This window comes from Desulfuromonas svalbardensis (assembly GCF_055389415.1).
The window spans coordinates 973,424-996,229 of sequence record NZ_AP042416.1; the positions used below are offsets into that span (position 1 = coordinate 973,424).

26 protein-coding genes and 1 CRISPR repeat array are annotated in these 22,806 nt (G+C 47.3%); of the genes, 13 read left to right on the forward strand and 13 right to left on the reverse strand.

Annotated features, from left to right (window positions below):
• Nucleotides 1-4: 4 nt before the first annotated feature.
• Complete coding sequence (gene cas2 / locus ACZ5KY_RS04310) at nt 5-295, forward strand: CRISPR-associated endonuclease Cas2 (RefSeq protein ID WP_464242670.1); 291 nt, start codon at nt 5-7, stop codon at nt 293-295.
• 56 nt (nt 296-351) lie between these two features.
• On the opposite strand, the gene ACZ5KY_RS04315 is transcribed toward cas2, so the two are convergent.
• Nucleotides 352-1,508, reverse strand: a protein-coding gene (locus tag ACZ5KY_RS04315; protein ID WP_464242671.1) for an IS3 family transposase whose coding sequence is annotated in 2 segments (ribosomal slippage) — nt 352-1,259 and nt 1,259-1,508 — 1,158 coding nt in all. Because the reading frame shifts where the segments join, the coding sequence is not laid out codon by codon here.
• Between the two features lie 202 nt (nt 1,509-1,710).
• Nucleotides 1,711-2,873: a CRISPR direct-repeat array (repeat unit 32 nt; unit sequence GTCGCTCCCTTCACGGGAGCGTGGATTGAAAC).
• 229 nt (nt 2,874-3,102) lie between these two features.
• Between ACZ5KY_RS04315 and ACZ5KY_RS04320 the strand changes: the two genes are divergently transcribed.
• Complete coding sequence (locus tag ACZ5KY_RS04320; RefSeq protein ID WP_464242672.1) at nt 3,103-3,471, forward strand: CGGC domain-containing protein; 369 nt, start codon at nt 3,103-3,105, stop codon at nt 3,469-3,471.
• A 62-nt stretch (nt 3,472-3,533) separates the two neighbouring features.
• Here ACZ5KY_RS04320 and ACZ5KY_RS04325 read toward each other — a convergent pair whose 3' ends face one another.
• Complete coding sequence (locus ACZ5KY_RS04325; protein WP_464242673.1) at nt 3,534-3,695, reverse strand: hypothetical protein; 162 nt, start codon at nt 3,693-3,695, stop codon at nt 3,534-3,536.
• A 48-nt stretch (nt 3,696-3,743) separates the two neighbouring features.
• Nucleotides 3,744-4,448 carry a DUF3793 family protein gene (locus ACZ5KY_RS04330; RefSeq protein ID WP_464242674.1) on the reverse strand — a complete coding sequence of 235 codons (705 nt, stop codon included), beginning with the start codon at nt 4,446-4,448 and terminating at the stop codon, nt 3,744-3,746.
• Between the two features lie 552 nt (nt 4,449-5,000).
• Between ACZ5KY_RS04330 and ACZ5KY_RS04335 the strand changes: the two genes are divergently transcribed.
• From ACZ5KY_RS04335 to ACZ5KY_RS04345, 3 genes are all read left to right on the forward strand, one after another.
• Nucleotides 5,001-5,225, forward strand: coding sequence for a hypothetical protein (locus ACZ5KY_RS04335; protein ID WP_464242675.1), 225 nt, complete (start codon nt 5,001-5,003; stop codon nt 5,223-5,225).
• A 57-nt stretch (nt 5,226-5,282) separates the two neighbouring features.
• Nucleotides 5,283-5,516, forward strand: coding sequence for a hypothetical protein (locus ACZ5KY_RS04340; RefSeq protein ID WP_464242676.1), 234 nt, complete (start codon nt 5,283-5,285; stop codon nt 5,514-5,516).
• 64 nt (nt 5,517-5,580) lie between these two features.
• Nucleotides 5,581-6,003, forward strand: coding sequence for a response regulator receiver protein (locus ACZ5KY_RS04345; RefSeq protein WP_464242677.1), 423 nt, complete (start codon nt 5,581-5,583; stop codon nt 6,001-6,003).
• A 96-nt stretch (nt 6,004-6,099) separates the two neighbouring features.
• Here ACZ5KY_RS04345 and ACZ5KY_RS04350 read toward each other — a convergent pair whose 3' ends face one another.
• The gene (locus ACZ5KY_RS04350) at nt 6,100-6,390 is read right to left on the reverse strand and encodes a YciI family protein (RefSeq protein ID WP_464242678.1); all 291 of its coding nucleotides are present in this window, start codon (nt 6,388-6,390) and stop codon (nt 6,100-6,102) included.
• 89 nt (nt 6,391-6,479) lie between these two features.
• On the opposite strand from ACZ5KY_RS04350, the gene ACZ5KY_RS04355 reads away from it, so the two are divergent.
• Both ACZ5KY_RS04355 and ACZ5KY_RS04360 read left to right on the forward strand, forming a co-directional pair.
• On the forward strand, nt 6,480-6,944 hold the full coding sequence (locus ACZ5KY_RS04355; RefSeq protein ID WP_464242679.1) for a pyridoxamine 5'-phosphate oxidase family protein: 465 nt from the start codon (nt 6,480-6,482) through the stop codon (nt 6,942-6,944).
• Nucleotides 6,945-9,233 (forward strand): peptidase U32 family protein, encoded by a 2,289-nt coding sequence (locus ACZ5KY_RS04360; RefSeq protein ID WP_464242680.1) that lies wholly within the window; start codon nt 6,945-6,947, stop codon nt 9,231-9,233. It begins immediately after the preceding gene.
• 9 nt (nt 9,234-9,242) lie between these two features.
• Here the strand turns inward: ACZ5KY_RS04360 and ACZ5KY_RS04365 are convergent, their stop codons facing one another.
• Together ACZ5KY_RS04365 and ACZ5KY_RS04370 are read right to left on the reverse strand one after the other, a co-directional pair.
• Nucleotides 9,243-9,899, reverse strand: coding sequence for a hypothetical protein (locus ACZ5KY_RS04365; RefSeq protein ID WP_464242681.1), 657 nt, complete (start codon nt 9,897-9,899; stop codon nt 9,243-9,245).
• A gap of 42 nt (nt 9,900-9,941) precedes the next feature.
• Nucleotides 9,942-10,790: a sterol desaturase family protein gene (locus ACZ5KY_RS04370; protein WP_464242682.1), complete on the reverse strand. Its 849-nt coding sequence runs from the start codon at nt 10,788-10,790 to the stop codon at nt 9,942-9,944.
• Nucleotides 10,791-11,084: 294 nt separating this feature from the next.
• Between ACZ5KY_RS04370 and ylqF the strand changes: the two genes are divergently transcribed.
• Nucleotides 11,085-11,963, forward strand: a complete 879-nt coding sequence (ylqF, locus tag ACZ5KY_RS04375) for a ribosome biogenesis GTPase YlqF (RefSeq protein WP_464242683.1) — start codon at nt 11,085-11,087, stop codon at nt 11,961-11,963.
• A 39-nt stretch (nt 11,964-12,002) separates the two neighbouring features.
• On the opposite strand, the gene ACZ5KY_RS04380 is transcribed toward ylqF, so the two are convergent.
• The 3 genes from ACZ5KY_RS04380 to umuD are packed head-to-tail and all read right to left on the reverse strand — an operon-like array spanning nt 12,003 to nt 14,020.
• A complete protein-coding gene (locus ACZ5KY_RS04380; RefSeq protein WP_464242684.1) occupies nt 12,003-12,302 on the reverse strand; it encodes a YkvA family protein in 300 nt (99 codons plus the stop codon).
• An 18-nt stretch (nt 12,303-12,320) separates the two neighbouring features.
• Nucleotides 12,321-13,592: a translesion error-prone DNA polymerase V subunit UmuC gene (gene umuC / locus ACZ5KY_RS04385; protein WP_464242685.1), complete on the reverse strand. Its 1,272-nt coding sequence runs from the start codon at nt 13,590-13,592 to the stop codon at nt 12,321-12,323.
• A complete protein-coding gene (umuD, locus tag ACZ5KY_RS04390; protein WP_464242686.1) occupies nt 13,589-14,020 on the reverse strand; it encodes a translesion error-prone DNA polymerase V autoproteolytic subunit in 432 nt (143 codons plus the stop codon). Before umuD ends, umuC begins: the two co-directional genes overlap by 4 nt.
• A 272-nt stretch (nt 14,021-14,292) precedes the next feature.
• Between umuD and ACZ5KY_RS04395 the strand changes: the two genes are divergently transcribed.
• The 5 genes from ACZ5KY_RS04395 to ACZ5KY_RS04415 all read left to right on the forward strand — a co-directional run bounded on the left by ACZ5KY_RS04395 (nt 14,293) and on the right by ACZ5KY_RS04415 (nt 19,965).
• Nucleotides 14,293-14,769, forward strand: a complete 477-nt coding sequence (locus ACZ5KY_RS04395) for a CYTH domain-containing protein (RefSeq protein WP_464242687.1) — start codon at nt 14,293-14,295, stop codon at nt 14,767-14,769.
• Nucleotides 14,769-16,601 (forward strand): cation:proton antiporter, encoded by a 1,833-nt coding sequence (locus ACZ5KY_RS04400; RefSeq protein WP_464242688.1) that lies wholly within the window; start codon nt 14,769-14,771, stop codon nt 16,599-16,601. The genes ACZ5KY_RS04395 and ACZ5KY_RS04400 overlap by 1 nt, the downstream gene beginning before the upstream one ends.
• Nucleotides 16,602-16,615: 14 nt before the next feature.
• Nucleotides 16,616-17,620 carry a 4Fe-4S binding protein gene (locus tag ACZ5KY_RS04405; RefSeq protein ID WP_464242689.1) on the forward strand — a complete coding sequence of 335 codons (1,005 nt, stop codon included), beginning with the start codon at nt 16,616-16,618 and terminating at the stop codon, nt 17,618-17,620.
• 89 nt (nt 17,621-17,709) lie between these two features.
• Entirely contained in the window at nt 17,710-19,308 is a 1,599-nt protein-coding gene (locus ACZ5KY_RS04410; RefSeq protein WP_464242690.1) for an ATP-binding protein, read from the forward strand.
• Between the two features lie 9 nt (nt 19,309-19,317).
• A complete protein-coding gene (locus ACZ5KY_RS04415) occupies nt 19,318-19,965 on the forward strand; it encodes a response regulator (protein ID WP_464242691.1) in 648 nt (215 codons plus the stop codon).
• A 65-nt stretch (nt 19,966-20,030) separates the two neighbouring features.
• Here the strand turns inward: ACZ5KY_RS04415 and ACZ5KY_RS04420 are convergent, their stop codons facing one another.
• The 4 genes from ACZ5KY_RS04420 to ACZ5KY_RS04435 all read right to left on the reverse strand — a co-directional run bounded on the left by ACZ5KY_RS04420 (nt 20,031) and on the right by ACZ5KY_RS04435 (nt 22,804).
• Complete coding sequence (locus ACZ5KY_RS04420; RefSeq protein WP_464242692.1) at nt 20,031-20,261, reverse strand: hypothetical protein; 231 nt, start codon at nt 20,259-20,261, stop codon at nt 20,031-20,033.
• A 166-nt stretch (nt 20,262-20,427) separates the two neighbouring features.
• A complete protein-coding gene (locus ACZ5KY_RS04425; RefSeq protein ID WP_464242693.1) occupies nt 20,428-20,670 on the reverse strand; it encodes a DUF3820 family protein in 243 nt (80 codons plus the stop codon).
• A 75-nt stretch (nt 20,671-20,745) separates the two neighbouring features.
• Nucleotides 20,746-22,104, reverse strand: coding sequence for an ATP-binding protein (locus ACZ5KY_RS04430; protein WP_464242694.1), 1,359 nt, complete (start codon nt 22,102-22,104; stop codon nt 20,746-20,748).
• Nucleotides 22,097-22,804, reverse strand: a complete 708-nt coding sequence (locus tag ACZ5KY_RS04435; RefSeq protein ID WP_464242695.1) for a response regulator — start codon at nt 22,802-22,804, stop codon at nt 22,097-22,099. Before ACZ5KY_RS04435 ends, ACZ5KY_RS04430 begins: the two co-directional genes overlap by 8 nt.
• Nucleotides 22,805-22,806 lie beyond the last annotated feature (2 nt).

Sequence of the window (22,806 nt, forward strand, 5' to 3'; positions counted from 1 at the left end):
CGCGATGATGGTTTTAGTCAGTTACGATGTCGCAACATCTGACTCTGGTGGTTCTCGCCGACTAAGGCGGGTTGCAAAAGTTTGTACTAACCATGGTCAGCGCGTACAATATTCGGTGTTTGAATGTATCGTTGATCCTGGGCAGTGGGTTAAGATGAGAGAGCAACTAATCGATGCCATTAATGAAGAACGTGATAGCTTGCGATTTTATTTTCTCGGCTCCAATTGGCATAAAAGAATTGAGCATGTTGGGGCTAAAGAGGGGATAGATCAAGAAGGGCCACTGATTCTTTAGCGAACCCTAAGTGTTTGCTAAAAAGCGGGGAGGTTCGCAGAATTGGTATGTAGTGGTCAACTAATTTCGGACAGTACGTTAGGTTCTTTTTCTGCAACAGCTGGTGCAAGCCCATCATTTCTCTGATGTGGCCGTTGCCAGTTGTAGTAATCCATCAAGTATTTACCAATGTCTTTCTTTGCTTCGCTGAAGCTCAAATAACCTTTTGATGGCATCCATTCACTTTTGTAGCTACGAAATACGCGTTCCATTGGGGCATTGTCCCAACAATTTCCTCGCCGACTCATGCTTTGCTTTATCTGGTAACGCCATAATCTCTGACGAAAGGTTTTGCTGCTGTATTGGCTGCCTTGATCTGAGTGGAACATCACACCCTGTGGTTTTCCTCGTAGTTGATATGCATGATCAAGTGCTGCAATGGCTAAATCAGCATCGACTTTTTCAGATACACTCCAACCAACAACTCGGCGCCTACAAAGATCCAAAACGACGGCAAGATACATCCATCGTCCGTGTGCCCAAATATAGGTAATATCGCCGCACCATAATTGATTCGGTCGTTTCACATCGAACTGACGGTCTAAATGATTCGGTATGTCTGGTCGCTCCACCTTTGCTACTTTGTATGCGGGTGGTTTGGGTTGTTTACTAACTAAACCGGCTTCCTTCATCAAGCGACGAACTTTAAACCGACCAATGATTTCACCCTGTTCACGTAATTTGGTGACGATGCTCCGACTGCCCGCTGATTGGCGACTGGCATTGAATATTTCCGTTGCTTTGGCTCGAAGACGTAACCTTGTAATATCTATCCTTGTTCGTCGCTGTAGATGATCATAGTAGCTTGAACGTGGTACTGAAAATAGTGCGCAAAGTTTGCGAACATTGCTATGCTCTCTTAATTGGGTGATCAACCTGAACGTTTTATATCGTCCGACATCAAGAGAGCGGTAGCCTTTTTTAGTATCATTTTATCGGTCTCTAACTCTTTGATTCGTTTTTCCAGTTGTTGAATACGTTGCTGCTCTGGCGTTAACGCTGCAGCTTTAGGAGTTCCGCCACCATATTCTTGTTCGAGTTGGTTAACCCAACGGCTGATGGCGGTAGTACCAACATCCATCGCACGGCTGGCTTCAGTAACAGAGTAGCCCTCATTGATAACCAAGTTGGCGGCTTCTCGTTTAAACTCTTTCGTAAATGATCGTCTTCCCATAGCTATGAACACTCCTTGTTGATGGCTCAATATACCACCTTAAGTTGTGTCCGGCTTTAGTAGACCACTTCAGTAACCAGTTATAGTTTAAGGAACTCTCGTCACTGATAATTATTTTGACATGTTGATTGAGTGTCGATCATAAGAGGTTCGCAATAAGGGTAGAAATACCTTAATGATTCAAGTTGGTTAAAAAGTAACAGTCGCTCCCTTCACGGGAGCGTGGATTGAAACTTGTAATGAGCAACGTCGATAGCTACTGTTTTAGGTCGCTCCCTTCACGGGAGCGTGGATTGAAACGGCCTATGCCTCGGTTGATCTGCCTGTTTGTGTGGGTCGCTCCCTTCACGGGAGCGTGGATTGAAACAGGCTGGCGGCCACAGGTGTTGTTGGTGGCAGCGTGTCGCTCCCTTCACGGGAGCGTGGATTGAAACTATCGATCTCGGTATATCGACAGCGAACCGTGATTGTCGCTCCCTTCACGGGAGCGTGGATTGAAACGCCGGTGGTGGCGGTGCATCAACAGGCATCGAGCGTCGCTCCCTTCACGGGAGCGTGGATTGAAACGTGTCGACCGCTGATGATATGGACCCGTCAGCGGGTGGTCGCTCCCTTCACGGGAGCGTGGATTGAAACATTTTTCGACAGGCTTGCCGCCTTTAGCTTTACTGTCGCTCCCTTCACGGGAGCGTGGATTGAAACTTTGCATGGCACGGCATCGGCCGCAACGGTAAATCGTCGCTCCCTTCACGGGAGCGTGGATTGAAACTCAAGCTCCCGCGTCAAATGGCTCACCGGTGGCGGTCGCTCCCTTCACGGGAGCGTGGATTGAAACACTTGTTCGCGTGTCATATCTAGCGCCCTTCAGTAGTCGCTCCCTTCACGGGAGCGTGGATTGAAACCCAACCAGCTGCTAGCTGACTACCATAACCATCGGTCGCTCCCTTCACGGGAGCGTGGATTGAAACACTACGCTTGCAATGATAGTTGACTACCATAACCAGTCGCTCCCTTCACGGGAGCGTGGATTGAAACAAACAAGAAAGCGGCAAGATCGTGATGGCAATGAGTCGCTCCCTTCACGGGAGCGTGGATTGAAACAAAGAAGCCGCACTCCGCACCGGCAAAGAACTCGGTCGCTCCCTTCACGGGAGCGTGGATTGAAACACCACCAAAGAGTTTGAGCCGCCCGCTTACGGGGGTCGCTCCCTTCACGGGAGCGTGGATTGAAACAGTACCTTGGACAATGTCTGATAGCCACGTTGAGGTCGCTCCCTTCACGGGAGCGTGGATTGAAACGATAATGGGGAGTGGTGATGACGCAGCTATACGCGTCGCTCCCTTCGCGGGAGCGTGGATTGAAACAGCGCTGTCGGGCAATATCATCACGAAGCCGCACATCGCTCCCGTCGCAGGAGCGCAGTCGCAAATAGTTTGAGTATTTCCCCCAGATTGAGGTGAACAGAAGGGATAAATAGCTAAAACTTGATTGGCATCAAAAAAATTGAAAACTCAGATCGACAGAGTCTGTATTGTTGTTTAACGTAGTCATATTAGAATTGATATAGTAACTAGAGATATGAAGGAGTTCAAAATGGATGCCAATAAATCTGCCATTAAGATTGCAATACTGATGCGTGAAGAGACCGCATTGCGCTGTACTGGCAAGGGGTGTTTAAATGCCTTTTTTGCTAAAAAAGAGGGCTTTGAGATTTACCAAGATAGAGACGTTGAACTGTGTGGTTTTTTCCACAGTGGCGGTGAACTGGATTCTAAATTAGCTAAAATGAAGGAAGCTGGCGTTCAGGTGATCCATGTTTCAACCTGTATGCGCGGCAAGTATCCTGGTTACGCTGAGTTGGTCAACAAGATCGGTAAAGATTTTGATGTGATTGGCTATTCTCATGGCCCCGCTGAGGGGAAAACAACGCAGACGGTCAATGTCAAGGGTAAGCATTTATAACCTCTCTTTACGAACAGCGCTCCTACGGTTCCCCTGTGGTCTGTAGGAGCGATTCTTCATGACTATCCCACCACAATACTTTTCTTCTCTTGGCAGCGGCAAACGCGGCACTTCCCAGCGCATTTACAGGCTTTGTTGTGATGCCCTTCTTCTGTTTTCGCATCAATAATCGTTAATTCCCGAGCAGCTAAATCTAAAAAAATAGGTGCGATAGCGGTGGTCACTGTGCCTCCTTAATTAATCATCGTGTTAAATGGGTTTTTCTTGGTTCGTTAGCCATGTTGCAGTGCGCCACCTTTTAATAGTTGAAATGTACTGTTGCGATTACTACGCAAAAGAGTGGCAACACGTTGATGCTGGTGTTGATAGAGGTCGGCAAGGGCATGGCTGCGCCGTCCATGACCATATATTTTCCATAACCGTTGCGCTGTGGCTTTGAGCTGAGTCCGGCCCATGAAAGCGTTGACATCCTTTAAGGGATAGCCGAGGAACAGGCCGATCTCATGTGGGAATTCTTCATCAATAAAGTGGCTGGTCAGGTCTTCGAGAGTTGTCGCAATATGGAGTGGTTTGCGGTAGTGCAATGACCGTAAGAACGTGCGAGCACTACGACTATTAAGTCGGCGCTGTAAGAGTGTAGGCGAGTAGATAAGGAGTAAAACACCGCTCTCATCGCTGCGCATGGTGGCGGCAACGATTGATGACGTTTCTAACAGTTGTTTCCCGTAGCGTTGCCATAGGTGATACATATTCCGCCCACAGGGATAACGGCGATTACTGATTCGCAGTAAGTTCGCTGGTTTCACACCGGCGAGAACTTCCGCTGTACCGAGGGTTAAAAAGGCCGCTAAGCAGTGTCGCGGTTCAGGGTACTGACCTGCAACCTCTCTCCATGATGTTCGCTGGCACAGTTGGTGTGCATTTTTGCTGTGTGGCGATTCTGCGCATGGGCAGAGTAGCGGTAATGGTGTTGGCATGGATCCTCCAGTTAAACCTATTCGGTGAATTTGATTTTTATTATCAATTGGTTGATGTGCTGAGACATAAGCAATACATGGCACTGGCAGTAAAGAACCGCTGAACCAATGTCGATATTTGTTTCAGACTCTGTTGTTGTGCCTTTGTGATAATGAAAGTGATTATCAATATAGGGAAAACCCGTGAGATATGCAACATGTTTGTGTGAATAGTTGCTTTATACAATGACCTTTAAAAATATTGTTGAACGTATCACTTTTAAATACAGCCTATTTTCTGTCGTAAAATCGGTAGGTTAACTGTTGCTAGTATGGCTTTATTTAATGGGAGTTCGGTAGGGAAGTGCATAGCTGATTTATACACCTGGGTACGCGAGTCATTGATTCATCAAGGTAGGGTTTATAAATAAAAACGTTATAAAACAGATGGTTAGCTAGAAATGAAATTATTTTTCTTAAACTGGCACGCCTCTCGCTATATAGCTAAGGCAAGAGACAAACAAAACGACAACGAATTGAACGCAACAAATAATTATAAAACAGGAGGAAATCATGAAAGCACTTATTAAAAACATCGCCTTGAGCACACTGGTTACACTATTAGCGGTATCTCCAGCATTCGCAGCAGAACAAGCTGGTAACAGTGGTCTACTCTCTTGGTTGTTTCTTGGTTTCTGTGGTTTGGTTGTTGTCGGTCAACTGATTCCAGCGTGTGTTATGGCAATCGGAATTGCAAAAGGGGTATTCAGCCCTGCTGATGCAAATCAACACGCCTAATTATTAAAATCGGTACTAATCGCATATATTACTTAAAACACTTGGAAGGAACACACCATGAAAGCACTTAAAAACATCGTCCTCACTGCACTGTTTACCCTTATGGCTTCTTCACCTGCTTTAGCATCAACTGCAGGTCGGGTCGATAACAGTGGCTTCATCGTTTGGGCCTTCCTTGGCTTTTGTGCATTAATTGTTGTCGCTCAACTGGTTCCTGCACTAATGGTAATGCTTGGCATTGTGAAAGCGGTTGCCAGTCCTAAAGAGCTCGCTCAACAAAAAAAACACTAATAACACATAACGCTGACCTGAAACTAACTGGTTTCAGGTCAGTATTTCAATTTTGGAGGACATCATGCAAGTACTTATCGCACATCCAACCGGAGCAGGGAATACTTTGCTACAGACGATTGTGGATAATGCTGGCTGTGATCCCAAGCAGGTTCAGACTTTTTCAGATGCCATCGATATCCTGCGTGAGGAACAAGCACCAATTCTATTATTAAGTGAAGATTTTGATCGCGGCCAAGTGTTGGATCTGATCCCAGTATTTAAGCATCTGCGTAAAGGGTTAAAAATTATCCTTCTCGCTGACACCACCTCCGTCGGTTTCTTACGTCAGGCACGAGCCGCAGGCATCTTTTATCATGCGCTGCCCCCTGAAGGTGAAGAGGATAGTCACGAATTGAAGTTGGTTTTAGAGTGCGCGCGTGAAGCCAGCGAAAAACAGAAAACACCAGTATGGTCGCGCATTGCGCCGATATTTGGCGCGAGTTAACTGTTTGATATTGATTTAATTTTATGTGATGAAATGCCAACGGCGACCTATTTAGGTCGCCGTTTTTTTGTTTGAAGGAATGAACCTGTAAGGTCTTTATTCAGGTAACAGGTTTGAAAACTGTGGCAGAGTCATGCTGGGGACAAATTCGATAATCTCAAATTCAGCCACTTTGTTTAAACTGAATGGATCTTGCGCTAATATCTGCTCTAATTCAGTTTTAGATTCTAGGTTTGATAAAATTACCCCACCCGTTCTGGGAACTTTACGCCCCGAGGCAATAAAGCTTTTTTTTTCATAGTGTTGCTTCAAGTAGTCAACATGCGCTTCGAGGTGTCGTTCGACCTCTTCAATTGGTTGGATATAGTTGAGAGAAACGATAAACATAAATTCTCCTTTTGGTGTAGATTGCGTTTAAGATCTGTTGTTCTTAACATGGACATGGGGATAAATCATTAGCAAATTTGGAGCATACTATGCGACGCAGTGATAAAGCGGTAACGCAAGTCGAAGTGATAGCGGCGATTTTTGCGGCAGGAACCGTTTGCCAGCTGGCCTTTTCTGATCAACCCGTCCCTTACTTGGTGTCACTTAACTATGCGTACCACCAAGGGGCGCTTTATTTCCATTCAGCGAATGAGGGGCGGAAAATTGAGCTGATGCAATCGACTCAAACCGTTGCTTTTACCGTGGTGCGTAATTTGGGTTTAATCAAAGGCCAGAGTGGCTGCACGTGGACTACCCGTTTTCAGTCTGTCGTTGGCTCTGGGGCGTTGACCTTGTTTGATAATTTGGACGATAAACGGCGTGGTCTGGAAATTTTTATGACCCATTACAGCGATGAAGTTTTTTCCTTCCCCGATCATATGATCGAAAAGACAGCTGTTTTTCGTCTAGATATTGATGAAATGACGGTAAAGCAGTCGAGAGTTACGGATTAGATGGCTAAAATACACACGTTTGAACTACTCGCCCCAGGTGGCGACATTGAATCAATAAGGGCCGCTATTGTAGCGGGTGCCGATGCTGTTTATTGTGGTCTGAATCATTTTAACGCCCGTAATCGTGCCACCAATATTGAAATTGGCGACCTGAATCAGGTGTTACACCTTGCACATGCAAACCAGTCCAAGGTGTTTTTAACCATCAATATTCTCATCATCGAAAATGAGTTCAAATCTCTCATCAACTTACTCAACAAGCTGGTTAATACCACTCTCGATGGTGTTATTGTTCAGGATTTAGGCTTGTTTCATCTTCTTGCGACCCATTTTACAACCCTTGAGGTTCACGCCTCAACCCAACTCACCACCCACAATGCCGGACAAATTAAATTCTTAGATCAGTTGGATGTAGAGCGGGTCAACCTGTGCCGTGAACTGAATATTGTTGAGATCAAAGAACTGGTCGACATTGGTCATCAGCGGGGGATTTCCACTGAGGTTTTCGTTCATGGCTCCTATTGCATCGGCTTTTCTGGGATTTGTTACCTTAGTTCTGCCCTCGAAGGGAAATCAGGTAATCGTGGTCGGTGTAGTCAACATTGCCGCGATGCCTACCAGCCAACAGCTCAGGGGATGAGCTATCCGCTTAACCTCAGAGATAATTCGGCATTTAACGATTTGCACCAATTGGCGCAAGCGGGGGTGGATTCGCTGAAAATAGAGGGGCGGATGAAGAAGTTTCATTACGTCTACACCGTAGTGGATTCGTGGCGAAAGTTGCTCAATCAATTTTATGCAACGGGGAATGCGCGCAGTGATGATACCGCTCTCTATCGGGTGTTTAATCGCACCTTTACCAACGGCTTTCTGACTGGTGATATCAATAAAAACATGTTTATTGATAATCCACGCGATAGCTCGGCACTCCATTTTTCGGAGAAAAATAGTACTGGCAATGCAGATGATGGTCTTAAGGGGGCGAAGCGCGATCTTTACGATGCCAGAACCGTCATCATGGAGGATGTGCGAGCGCAGATTGAAACACTCACCTTTGAAAGGGTTCCGCTGAGTATTAAGCTGGCAGGGCGTAATGGTGAGCTATTACAGGTTGCAGTGGTCGCTGGTGATAAGGCCTTCCGTCTGTGGTCAAAGGGTCGTCTTTGCCTTGTGGACAAAGTTTCTACCGAGCCGCCACAGCACAAACCTCGGCCAAACGGTCTTGATCACGCGAGTTTACGTCAACGCTTTGAAACTCTCGACGAGATCCGTTTTCAGCTGCAAAAACTCGATTTAACCGAGCTAGAGCCGCAGTTGTTTCTGCCGTTTAAAGAGATGACGGTGATCACTAAAAAGATTCTGTCGCGCTTAGTTGGCGAACAAAAAAATATCGCTCCCGTTGAGTTGCCTCGTTTGACTGCAAAGCGGGAGGTCGCGACCCAGCCAAAGTTGGCCGTGATGATCTCTTCCGTTGAACAACTTGCCGCCTGTGGTGATTCGACGGCAACGCTCTATTTTCAATTGCCGAGCTGTTTTCAGCATGATTTAGCCCATTTTGTCGATATTTTTCGTCAAAATAATCGACTTGTCCCATGGTTTCCATCCCTGTTGATCGGTGAACATTATTCTGCCGCAGTTGATTTGTTGGTACAGTTGCACCCTGAGCAGATTGTTACCAACAATAGTGGCATCGCCTATGAGGCGTATAAACGAGGTATTTCTTGGTTAGCTGGGCCGTATCTGAACAGCATCAACTCTTACACTCTGTACTGTTTGAAAGAGCGCTTTAATTGCGCTGGAGCGTTTATCTCCAGTGAATTGAGTCGTGAGCAAATCGCCATGATCGCCAAACCCGACAATTTTGATCTCCACTACAGCCTGTATCACCCGTTGATGTTACTCACCAGTCGTCAATGTTTGCTGCACCAGGTTGATGGTTGCGAAAAAAACCGGATGGATGATGATTGCCACCAAAACTGCACCCGGACGGCGACAATCACCAATGAGAAACAAGACACCCTGGTTGTTCAGAACAGCAAAGGGAATTACCCGAGCCTCTATCATTCACACCACTTCTTAAATAGCGATATTGTCAGCGATCTGCCGAAACTTTTTTCAGGATTTTTGATCGACTTGAGTCCTGTTGCAAATGAAACCACTGTGTCGGTGAATCAAGCGGATCTCATTGAACTTTTTGAAACGTTATTGGCCGGTGACAGTGGGGTGAAACAGGAACTTGAGCGGGTGGTGAAGCACACCACTAATGCTTCATATCGTCAAGGGATTTAGTGGGTAGAGTTACTTTTCTACCTTCATTCGGCGGGCCTTTTTTTCTTTAACTTTTTTGATGAACAGAAAAAATATACCCGGCCCAAATGAGGCTAAGGCGATGGATAATCCCGTGGCGATGGCAAGTAGAGTGAAGTGTGGCGCACAGCATTCATCACGCTGACGAGCTATAATGTGGCTGGGGATAGCAACAATCAGTTCAAGGATGCTGGCCCGCAATAACCAGCGGGTAATGGTTGGTATCATCGCTTTGGTGTTGGTGTCGGAATAGTTTCTGTGAAAGATGAGGGCCCAAACACACCAAGAGATCGTGGGAATCGCAATCATTGACCAGCTGTATATTTGGTCGTGGTGCCGATTCTCACCCCAAATCATCAGGGCAATGGAACCGAAAAAACCCACGGTGAGTGCCGCCATGGGGATGGCGCCGATGACCGCTGAAAATAAAACTCTGCGCCGTGTGATGGGCCTACCGCTGACAACATTGGTCGGTAACAGCAGTAGCGCGAATTGAATCAGGATGAAAACGGGGACAAACAGGGTATAAAACCCTTTGAGTAGATTAACTTGTTCCCCTTGATCTGCGGCAACTAAAAATAGCGGAACGATGAGAATCGTCAGTAAAACAACATAAAGAACAATGGTCAGTACTGCCCAACGTTTCATACGCCCCTCCTTTGAATTCGTGTACCTGAAATAATATCATACTCAGTCGTTGTCGCTAGCGGAGGGTGGGTCAGCGCCGATATATTTAAGCGAATAACGGCCTTCGTCTTTGCCAAAGGGGAGAATCAGTAAGCGCGGCAAAGTGACCTGTTGTGGCTCGCGAAACGGCCCGATACCGATATTCATCCCTGTGTGTCCTGCTGCGGGTTGCGCGCGATAGGTGCCAAACAGTCGATCCCACCATGGAAAATTAAAGCCGAAGTTGCTGTTGGTTTCACGAATCAATACCGAATGGTGGACGCGGTGCATATCTGGGGTGACGGTAATCCAGCGTAACATACGATCCACTCGTTGTGGCAGATGGAGATTGCCGTGATTAAACATCGCCGTGGCGTTAAGGGTGATCTCGAACAGTAGCACGGCGATAACTGGCACACCGAGGGCTGCGACCACTGTCATCTTAATCACCATCGAAATCGCGATTTCAAGCGGATGAAAGCGTAATCCGCTACTGACATCAAGATCGAGATCAGCATGATGTACCATGTGCAGCCGCCATAGTAGCGGTACAGCATGAAACATTAAGTGTTGTAGATAGACCACCAAATCTAAAATTAAGATGGCAACAATAACTCTGCACCATAGTGGCCATTGAAGCAGAGTGAATAAGCCCCAGCCCTTTGCTTCGGCGGCCATGGCAACGCCTGTTGCCGCGAGGGGGAATATCCCCTTAATCATGATGCTGCCGAGCGCAATTATGCCCAGATTATTAAACCAGCGTTCGCCCTTTGAAACACAAAGAGCGCGGCGTGGTGTAACGGTTTCAGCGTAAGCCACTAGCGCAAAGACTGTCACAAAACATGTGAGTCGAATCAATCCTTCATGTTCCATGTTAAACCTTTATGGTGAATGTGATTGAGAGAGAGGTTCTCTAGCCGTCCGCTAGAGAAATAGCGTAACGTACTTTACTTAAGAAATCTAATAAAGATGTCCTTTTAATGCAGAGGCAAATTGAGAGTGTTTTTGATTGTTCCCTTTGCTCCCTTTCGTCCTATTTATAAAATAAGATTGTTTATCCCCTTCGGTAACGCTACATTGACAAAATCTGCGCTCAAAACTTATCGTGGGCAGCAATAGAAGAACCATCTCCTTGGATTTAAGTAACAAGAAAAGAGTAGGGACAACATGAGTAATATTAACTGGTTTCCGGGGCATATGCGTAAAACGCATAAGCTTCTGAATGAAATGATGCCAAATATTGACATTGTGATTGAAGTTCTTGATGCGCGTTTGCCGCAATCGAGTGCGAATCCTTTGTTTAAATCGATCCGTGGTACGAAGCCGTGTATTAAATTATTGAATAAAAACGATATGGCTGACCCAAAGATAACCAAGGCGTGGGTGAACTATCTGCAGAAAACTGCAGGAGTGAAAGCGTTACCCATTGAGGCGACCAATAAGCGCGATGTTGAGAAAATTTTGAAGTTGTGTCGCAACTTGTTGCCAAAGCGTGGTGGACCGAGTAAGGAGATTCGCGCCCTCGTGGTGGGAATACCGAATGCGGGGAAATCGACACTGATCAATACCATGACCGGGCGCAAGATTGCTAAAACGGGTGATCGCCCAGCAGTAACCACCTGTGCACAGCAGATTGAGTTGCACAACGGTATCCGTTTGTTTGATACGCCGGGGTTGTTATGGCCCAAGATTGAAGATCAACGTAGCGCCTATCGGTTATCGGTCAGTGGTGCGATTGGTTACAAGGCCATTGATCCCGTTGATATCGGTCGTTTCGCGACGAACTTTATGGTGAAGTATTATGGTGAGCGTTTGATGGAGCGTTATAAGCTCACAGAATTAAGCGATGATCCCGATGTGGTGCTTGAGGAGATTGGTCGTCGCCGTGGATGTCTAGTCGGTGGTGGCACCGTGGACATGGTGCGGGCCGCGGAGACGTTGTTGCGAGAGATCCGTGGCGCTAAGTTAGGTAAAATAAGCTTTGAAATACCGCCGCAAGACAAAGAAAAAGAGCACACTGAAGAGAATACAGAAGAGATTGAATAATATGATGGCGGCCCTTGAGGCCGCCATTTTTTATGGCTGCTACTTGGGGGAGGACTCAACCTGCTGGCGAATCTCAGCGGTGATAAATTGGTCGGCATAGCTTAAAACAATGCTGATGATCGCTATATCATCCATCACGCCCAGTAGGGGGATGGTGTCGGGGATAAAGTCGAGGGGCATGAGCAAATAGAGCACTGAAAACACCATCAACCCTTTGACGTGCAGTGGTGTGGTGGCGGCAAAGAACAGTGCTTTATAGAGGCGAAATTTGGTGAGCAGGTTACGCCATGCGCCGAGGGGGGTGGTGCGAATCAGTTGCCATAACGAGCTTTTTTTCATCGGATCCTCACTTTTATTCTATTTTACGAGGGGCAGACAATCCCAGCGCGTGGTGTAGGCGGGGGATAGATGACTGCGGGTCATAAACCAATCTTTGTCGGGACGCTGTGAGCCGAGCCATACATGGCCGCGACCACTGTGGTTGATCTGATCCATTGCTTGCATCAGCTCTTTGCTATGCGGTGAGCTGTGCTCGGCATCAAACAGGCCAGGCTGGCGGTTGTAGGCGGGTGATAGGTCGCCGAGCATCACCCCTGCTTTGGCGTAACGGTAGCCTGATTTCCAAATTTGATCAAATAACTTTGTCGCCATGTGGAGAATGTCGCGCGTATCGTGACTGGCAATAGGCAGCACGCCGCTGGCCGAGTTGCTGTAGCAGATGTCTCGTGGATCAAAAGGGCTGGTGCGGATAAAAACTTGAATATGGCGTGCAACCTGTTGACCGGTGCGTAGTTTTTCACTGGCGCGGGCGGCAAATTCACATACGGTTTCGCGCAGAGAATCATAATCTTCGATTTTTTCGCCAAAGGAGCGTGAGCAGATCAGTTGTTGGCGGCTCGGAGGGTTTTCGTCGAGGGTGATGCACGGCTCACCGTTCAATTCACGAATGATTCGGTTCAACAGCACTGAATAGCGCCGCTGCATCCGTTGTGGATCGAGCATCGAGAGTTGCAACGCGGTGGTTATCCCTTGATTGCGCAACTTCTCTGCGGTTCGTTTTCCCACCCCCCAAATTTCACCGACATCGGTGATCTCCAGTAAGCGCTTTTGTCTTTTCTCATCCATCAGATCGACCACACCGTTGGTGGCAGGATAAGATTTTGCACCATGATTGGCCAGTTTGGCGAGGGTTTTTGTCGGCGCAATCCCCACACAGACCGGCACGCCAACATGTTTAAATACTGTGTTGCGCATGTTTTGGCCAATTTCAGCCAAAGGGCGACCCTCTTCCATCCCTGCAAGATTTAAAAATGCCTCGTCGATAGAGTAGATTTCGACAACAGGGCACAGCTCTTCAAGGGTGCGCATTACCCGTGAAGAGATGTCGGCATACAGGGTGTAGTTGGAGGAAAATATGTGGACGTTATGTTTTTCGAGTAGCGGACGTACTTTGAATAGCGGCGCCGCCATCGGCACACCCAGCGCCTTTGATTCCTTGCTGCGCGCTACAACGCAGCCATCGTTGTTCGACAGCACGACAACAGGTTGATGGTTCAACTGGGGCTGAAACAGTCGTTCACAACTGGCGTAGAAGTTGTTGCAATCGACGAGGGCATAAATTGGTTTCATGGCTTGCGCAGTGAGTGGACGACATTGGTGGCGACGCCAAAGATCTCAAGGTCGGCCCCTTCGGGAATACTAATGTCGGCATAGTTACTGTTCATGGCGACGAGGCGTGTTTGTGGCTGAAGTTCGAGCTTTTTTACCGTCAGTTCACCGTTAAACGAGGCGATAACGATATCGCCGTGACGCGCTGTCAGAGAGCGGTCGACGACAATTACATCGCCGGGGAAGATGCCAACATCAATCATCGAATCACCTTGAGCGCGGACAAAATAGGTCGCCGCTGGCTTTTGGATGCATAGCTCGTTTAAATCAAGAGTGCGCTCGCAATAATCGGAAGCTGGGCTAGGAAATCCCGCCGCAACGGATTCGAGAAACATTGGAATGTCGAGTGACTGACAGTCACCGCTATTGCCGATTTTATCTACTGGCATAATTAAGTCCATGGAGTGTTGAAAGGTTGCTAGAAGGCTGTCGGACTTGACGGGCCGTAGCGAGAAATAGTCTGCTAAACCTTCGTTCAGTTTGCTGTGCGCTGTCAAGGGAAAGTTAGGAGACTGTTTGTCGCTCAGTGCTGGCGGTGGTATAATTTGAAGCGGTCATTGTTTAAGAAATGAGGCGTGATACGATGTTGAATGATAGTTGCTTGTGTGGTGCTGGCCGGTGTAAATTTTGCTAGTCTGATTTAATATTCAATGAGGTTAATATGGCGGTAGAAATAGAGCGAAAGTTTTTATTAGTTGATGACCAATGGCGCGAACAGGTGCTATCTAAATCAAAATTTACTCAAGGTTATTTATCTCTCGCTCCGGAACGTACCGTCCGTGTACGTGTGGCCGATGAACGCGGTTGGTTGACGATTAAAGGGAAGAACTTGGGTGCCAGCCGCGCCGAGTTTGAATATGAGATCCCTGTTGCTGAAGCGCACCAGATGTTGGATCAGCTCTGTGAGCAGCCCATTATCGATAAATGGCGGTATCGCATCGAATTTAAAGGGCACTTGTGGGAGATCGATGAGTTTCTTGGTGATAACGCTGGGCTCCTTGTTGCCGAAGTGGAATTGACGAGTGAAGATGAAGAGTTCTTTCGTCCCCTTTGGTTAGGTCATGAGGTAACTCATGATCACCGCTATTTTAATTCGAACTTAATCGAACATCCCTATAAAGATTGGAACCAATCGTAATGGAGCATGGCGGTATTGAACAAACGGTTGCCCTGTTTGCTGCGATTTTTGTGATAAGCAGCCTGTGCCAATGGTTTGCGTGGCGGGTGAAGTTACCCGCAATTATATTTTTGTTGCTGACGGGGATTGTCGCTGGGCCAGTGCTGCAGCTTGTTTCACCTGATGAAATTATGGGTGATCTGCTGTTTCCGTTTGTGTCGTTATCTGTTGCGGTGATCTTATTTGAGGGTAGTTTAACCCTTAAATATCGTGACATTTGCGGTATGCAAACGGTGCTGCGTAATATGCTTACCATTGGTTTGTGCGTGACATGGGCGATCACCACTCTTGCCACCCGCTGGGCGTTGGGCTTGGATTGGGAACTGTGCTTTCTGTTTGGTGCTATCTCGGTGGTCACAGGTCCAACGGTGATTGCGCCGATGCTACGTACTGTGAGACCGAAAGCTTCGATTGCCAAAATTTTGCACTGGGAGGGGATTGTCATCGATCCCATCGGTGCGTCGTTAGCAGTTTTGGTTTATGAGTTCATTATTGCTGGCGGTGGTCGTGGTGCCATTGGTTCGACGGTACAAACCTTTGGTTTGATTGTGCTGATCGGTTTTGTTGTCGGAGCCTTAGGTGGTTATCTGTTCGGTATTGCTCTGCGGCGTCATATTATTCCCGAATATTTGCACAACCTGAGTGCCTTAGCGTTGGTGTTTGGCACCTTTGCCCTGTCGAATTTGTTGCAAGCCGAATCGGGATTGGTCACGGTTACGGTCTTAGGGATGTGGTTGGCGAATATGCCTGGGGTGGATATGGAGGAGATCCTTGATTTTAAGGAGAGCCTAAGTGTGTTGCTGATTTCGCTGCTGTTTATTATCCTTGCTTCACGCCTTGATTTTGTTGAGTTTACTCAGCTCGGTTGGCCAGCGGTGATGATCTTCTTAGCCATTCAGTTCTTGGCGCGACCACTGAATATTATGATTTCAGCCCGCGGTTCATCGCTCTCATGGCCGGAACGTCATCTGCTGGCGTGGATTGCTCCGCGTGGTATTGTTGCCGCAGCCGTTGCCGCACTCTTTGCCATGCAGCTGGAGCAAGCGGGGATTGCTGGTGCGAGCTCACTGGTGCCGCTGACATTTTTAATCATTATTGGCACAGTATTGCTACAAAGTGCTACGGCACGGCCAATTGCCCTGTGGTTGGGGGTTGCTGAACCTGAGCCGCGAGGGATACTGTTTGTCGGTGCTAACCATGTTGCGCGGGCGATTGCTAAGTCGTTGCAAGATCATGATTTTCGTGTGCTTCTCGCCGATGCCGGTTGGGAGAATATCTCTAAATCACGTATGGATGGCTTGCCGACTTACTTTGGTAACCCCATTTCTGACCACGCTGACCGCCATCTCGATCTGGTCGGTATCGGTCACATGTTCGCCATGTCGCGGCGACAGGAGCATAATGTTAATGCCGTACTTCACTATCGTCTCGATATCGGCGCAGAGAAGGTGTTTTCCCTGCAAATTCACGCCGAAGATCAGATTGCCGAAAAGTGGAAGGTGGCTGAAAAAGATCGCGGACAGATGCTCTTCGGTGGCCATGTCACCTACGCTGCGTTAGGAGATATTCTTGATCGTGGTGGTCAGATCAAAACGACAAACCTCAGCAATTCTTTCAATTACGAACAGTGGCAGCAACAGCAGCAACAGCGTCAGGGTGTTGCATTGTTTGCCATCGACAGTAAGGGGGGTCTTCATGTTTTTGGCCCTGACCAGCAGTTTACACCGCAAGCCGACTGGCAGTTAATCTCTCTAGTTCATGCTGTCAGTGATAATAGCGCTCCCTCTAATTAGGATGAAATAGCTCAATGTTGTTCCCGTTAAGTAAAACAACACCCCGTGTGTGGCGATTGATTGTGCAATGGTGCTTTTTTGCCTGGATCGTCGCAATTGGTATTCAGTTTGGTTTGTTTGTCCACCATTTTGAGATGGGGGGTGTCAGCGCATACTATTCACGACCACCTGGGGTGGAAGGTTTCTTACCTATTGGTGCATTGGCGAGTTTGCGTCATTTGGTGTTAAGCGGTGAGTTCAATGTCGTTCACCCCGCGGCTTTGGTGTTGTTGATCACCTTTTTGCTGATGAGCATGTTAGCCAAAAAATCATTTTGCTCATGGCTGTGTCCTGTCGGCACCGTTTCCGAGTTACTGTGGAAAGCGGGGCATTGGTTGATGGGCAACAACCTCAAAATTTGGCGGTGGCTTGATGTGCTACTACGCAGCGCTAAATATCTGTTGCTGCTGTTTTTTTGTAAAATATTATTGCTCGATATGCCGAGTCAGGCTCTTGGTCGCTTTTTAAAATCAGACTATTGGGCAATGAGTGATGTGAAGATGTTGCACTTTTTCACCGATATTTCGTTTGAAACCTTTGCCGTTGTAGCAGTAATCGCGATTATATCGGTGTTTATTAAGAACTTTTGGTGTCGTTATCTGTGCCCATATGGTGCGCTGCTTGGGTTGGTGAGCATGGTAAGTCCGATGAAAATTCGCCGCGATCTTTCTCTTTGCACCCAATGTCAACGCTGCCGTAAAGCCTGTCCATCCTCTTTGCCTGTCGATACAAAACGGACGATTCACAGTCCTGAATGTACGGGCTGTTTGAGCTGTGTCGATCAGTGCCGAGATGATGCGTTGCACATGACACTCTCTTGGTGGGTTCGGCCCATGCCGGGTTGGGTTTTTCCCTTATTAGTCATTGGCCTCTATGTGGGTGGTGTTGGTTTGGGAATGGCAACAGGGCATTGGCAAACCGACTTGACCTATAACGATTATTTGCGTTTGGTTCCCAATCTTAACCGCCTTGGTTTTTAACGTAAGGTGCTGTTTCTTCGCTGTTCAATGGTTAAAAAATAGGGGTTTCCCCTATGGCTTAATGAGGGGCGTTGCGCCATAATGGTTTTATGATGCGATCTATTTTTAAAATAAAGATATCTCCTGATCGAAACGTTATAGCTGTTGTGGCGGTGAGCGTCATTTTGCTGCTTACCTTGTTCAGTCCTTTGTGCTGGGCCAAGCCCATCGCTGTGCGGGTGGGGATCACGCAAGACCCACCGATATTGTGGATGGATGAACAGGGTGAGGTGAAGGGCTTTTTTGCTGATATCCTGACCTATGTTGCCGAGCAACAAGACTGGCAGCTCGAATATGTTTCTGGTTCGTGGTGTGAACTGATTCCGCAGCTACAAGATGGTGATATTGACCTGCTGCCATCCGTTTATCCAGAAATAAAAGCTCATCATCGTATTGCCTTATCACGTTCTCCCGTTCTTCTCGATTGGGGCCAGGTGTATAGTTTAAACCCCGAACAGATTCAAACGATTCTCGATTTAGACGGTAAGCGCGTGGCAGTTGAGAGTTCTTGCATCTTTTATGATGGCATCGGTGGGATTAAAGATCTTGCTGATCGGTTCAATGTTAACATTGACTTCGTTGCTTTTGATGTGACCTCGAAAGGATTGCAAGCACTGCGTCGGGGCGAGGTCGATGCGATTGTCCTTGGTCGTTTTTATAACAATATGCCGACGTTGGGCGATGATATTGTCAAAACTCCTATCTTGCTTAATCCAATAACCAGCTATTTTGGTAGTTCAAAAAGTAAGGAATCTTCGTTGTTGCTGGTACTCGATCACTATGTTGACGAGATGAAGGGCGACCGCAGCTCGATCTATTATCGCAGTTGGGACCATTGGTTCAGTCAGAGCATGAAATCGGGGTTACCTAGTTGGTTAGTTGAAGTTGCTGTGATGGTGGTCGCCATTGTACTCTCCTTAATCGGGTTTTCGCTGTTTGCTCGTTATCAAGTCGAAAAAAAAACGCGCGAGATCTCAGAAAAAAATGATCAATTACGTTTACTGTCAATGGCATTAACGCTAGCTGAAGAGAAAGAGCGCCGCCGTTTGTCTGAGTTGCTCCATGATAATCTCGGGCAAAACTTGGCGTTGGCAAAAATACGCTTGTGTTCGATGGCTGCGGCTCATGGCGGGCAAAGTTGCCAGCAGGCTTTAGGTGAAATTAAGGTTTTTTTGACTGAAGCCATTCACTCAACGCGTTCGCTAACAGCTGAGATGAGTCCGCCAGTTTTGTACGATTTGAGTTTTGTTGCTGCAATAAAGTGGCTGGCCGATCGTATTTTTGTAGTCAATGGGATTCAGCATAAGGTGGTCAGTAGCGGTAAAAGTGTTGTCTTGCCTGAAAACACCAAAGTTCTGCTGTTTAAAACAGTGCGCGAATTACTGGTAAACAGTGTTAAGCATTCACAGGCTGGTTATGTCCAAATCGATTTGAATTACACCGACACGACACTTTACCTCACTATCCACGATGATGGTATCGGGATGCCTGATGTGACTGTTGATCGATCTTCCAAATCAGCTAGCGGTTTTGGTCTTATGAGTATTAACGAACGAATCACCTATTTGGGTGGCGAATTCAAAATTATGTCGCAGCCCAATCACGGAACGATTGTAGCATTGCAGATCCCTCTTGATGGGCAATCGTAAGGAGAAGTTATGGCTATTCGAGTGTTATTGGCAGATGATCATCGTATTATTCGGGAGGGGATTCAAACACTCTTGAGCCGTGAACCCGATATCGATGTGGTGGGTGAGGCTAACGATGGTCGCGAAATGATTCAGATGAACGAGATATTGCAGCCCGATGTACTGGTGATGGATATTACTATGCCTAATCTTAATGGCATTGACGCGACACGGCAAATTATGAGCAAGTACCCTGATGCACATATTATTGCCTTGTCGATGCATTCGGATCAACGCTTTGTCGTCGAGATGCTACAGGCGGGGGCCTCGGCTTATCTACTGAAGGACTGTGTTTACGATGACTTGGTTAAGGCGATTCATTTGGTGTGCGAGGGGAAAACGTACCTGAGCCCTGAAGTCGCGAGTATTCTTGTCGATGATTATCGCGCACAGGGACAAAAAAATCCTGCCGCAAAAGCGATGACCCTCACGCCGCGAGAACGTGAAGTGCTGCAATTATTTGCCGAAGGTCATTCCACTCGCGACATTGCTGAAAAGCTTTTCCTCAGTGTCAAAACCATTGAAGCGCATCGCGCACAAATTATGAGAAAGCTGAACACCCATAGTGTCGCTGAGCTGACTAAGTATGCGATTCGTGAAGGGTTGACTACTCTCTGATCATAGCGAAGACAAATATTGTAAGATGGCCTCCTAATCTGTTAACTAGGGGGCTATTTTTTTGTTCAACCAAGCTGAACCTTTTGTTCGCAAGTTTCACAGTACGCAACGCGTGCTCCACCTATTTTTTCTAAATAGGTTCCCAATCGGTCAACTCGAGCAATGATGATAAACGACGTAGTCGCGCAGTTAGGGCATGCGCCGTTTTTTAGTGGTTGCGTTGTCATCTGTTTTGCTACGGTGAGAGGGGCGGGTACTGCTGGCTCTAGTTTGAGTGCTGATGAATATAGATTCATGCGTAACTTCCTGAGTTGGAATTAGGGCCAAAATTTTAGTAATTGTGACCACCATCATTTTGATTTATATCGATGGTGTAGTTTAGCATTGGTTGGTAATTAAAAATATCGGGGTAACCCTGAGTTTTATAAGGGGAAAACCTTGCTTGGTTTAAAGATGGACAGTCTATTTATTTCGGAGTGGATCAAATAGATATTCAAGGCCGTTTACTTTAATGGCATGGACGCTTTGCAGCATTTCTCCAAGTTTGCCGTGGGGAAAGCCCTGATTGGCGAGCCACACCACATAAGGCTCGGGTAGATCAACAAGGCGGTAGCCTTCGTATTTACCATACGGCATACGGGTGGTGTAAAGGTCGATAAAATCTTTTGGGTCCGGCTGAATGATGGTGGGTTCTGTAGGTGTCATAGTGCTACTGAATAGCGTATTATTGCTTGATTTGCAATAACAACCAGCGCCCATTTCTTGCGATGGTTGCTTTTCTTAAAGCGATGGCAAAGAGATCGTGATCTCAAGACCTCCTTCATGGCGATTACGTGCGCTTAGAGTGCCATGGTGCCGCTTGATCGAGCGTTGACTGATCGCTAAGCCAATTCCCGTTCCTCCTGAACGACGATCACGTGCATCGGCCACGCGAAAGAACGGTTCAAAAATCTTTTCGAGCTGCTGCTGTGGAACGCCACCTCCCTCATCGCTGATACGAATCAGCGCACCACCATCGTTTTGTGGTTCGACCTCAACGGCTACGGTTCCCCCCTCGGGGCTGTAGTGAACTGCATTACGGATAATGTTTTCAATGGCACGAGCCAGTAATTCTTCTGAACCGTTGACCCGTAATGACGCTGGCTGTTCAAGAGTGACTTTTGCCTGCTGCTGTGCTTCAAAATTTGCATCGGCCGCTAATCGTGTCAGTAGCGTTGATAAATCAACCTGGGTGGTTATGTCAACGGGTTGTGAATCAATTTGATTGAGGCTTAACAGTTGGCCGATCATCTCATTGAGTCGTTCTGATTCGAGTTCAATGCGATTAAGCTCTGCTGTTGCGTTATCACCTGCACGCTGGCGAGCTAATTCAAGGGCAATATTGAGGCGGGCGAGAGGCGAGCGCAGCTCATGGGAAATATCGCGTTGTAACCGTTGTTGCGACACAACAAGGTCTTCAATCTGCTCTGCCATCGCATTAAAATCATCGCCGAGTTGATTAATCTCTGAACTGCCACCCGTTGAGGTATCGACGCGAGTAGTTAAATCACCAGACGCAAAATTTTGGGTGGCGGTGCGTAATTGACGAATGGGTGAAGTAAGCGAGCGTGTAAGCAGGTAGCAGATAAGGCTCGCGATAACGATTAAGCTCAATAGCCTTGGTGCCATAAAGCGTGGATTAAGAAATAGTGGTCGTGGATGATGAGCAGGATTAAATGGTGGCAACTGTACGGCAGCTGCAATAATAGGACGAAATGAGGGCGCTAAAGGGATGGCAATGTTTGGACGATCCATTTTATTTGAACGAACAAGTTTGCCCCGATTGATAGCGCGGCGCATGGTCTTACGAATTTGTGGCGGTAGGTTGGTTGAATGTTGCGATTCAAACAAGAGAAATAAACGGATGCCGCTTTGGGCATGAAGGTCCTCGATGTACAGTTGTAGTGCCTCATCGCCGCCGGTACGTAACGTTTGAGCTGCTTGATCTGTGTATTGGTGAATCGCCGCGCCAGCAAAGTTTTTAAGGCTGTAAGGTATGCCCTCAGGTTTGTTGTAGTAGGTGAAGATCGCACCAATGGCAACAGAGAGCAGAATGATGCTACCAAATGCGAGGAATATTCTGACAAACAGACTACGCATGGTGGGCCTCTATATCTTGGGCTACGGTATAGAGGTAGCCAATGCTGCGCACGGTTTTAATCCGTTCAGAGTTGTCGCTATGGTGGCCGAGTTTTTTACGTAGATTGCTAATATGAACGTCAATACTGCGATCATAGGGTGATAGGTCACGGCCTAACACTTGGATAACCAGATCTTCACGGTTGATCACTTGGCCCGCTTTGAGCAGCAATGCTTCTAATAGCGAAAATTCGACGGAGGTGAGCTTGAGCGCATCTTGATTGAGGTAGCACTGCCGAGCGGCAAGGGAAAGAGTGATGTCGCCGACATTAATATGGTTGTTTGCTGGTGCTGCGGTGTTGGTTGCGGTGCGCCGCTGAATCGCACGGATGCGAGCGAGGAGTTCACGTGGATTAAAGGGTTTAGCAAGGTAGTCATCGGCACCGAGTTCAAGGCCGACAATTCGATCAATGTCATCACCACGTGCGGTTAACATCAACACAGGAATCTGCGAATTAAGGCGGATCTGTTTGAGGACTTCAAGGCCATTGAGGTTGGGTAACATGACGTCTAGAATAACAAGATCGTAATCATTCATCGCTAAGTCTGCACCCTGTTGGCCATCGTGTATCGCGCTTAGGGTGAAATTTTCCCCTTGCAGATATTCGGTGAGCAGATCGCACAGCTCGGTATCATCGTCAATTAAGAGTATATGGTTCATGC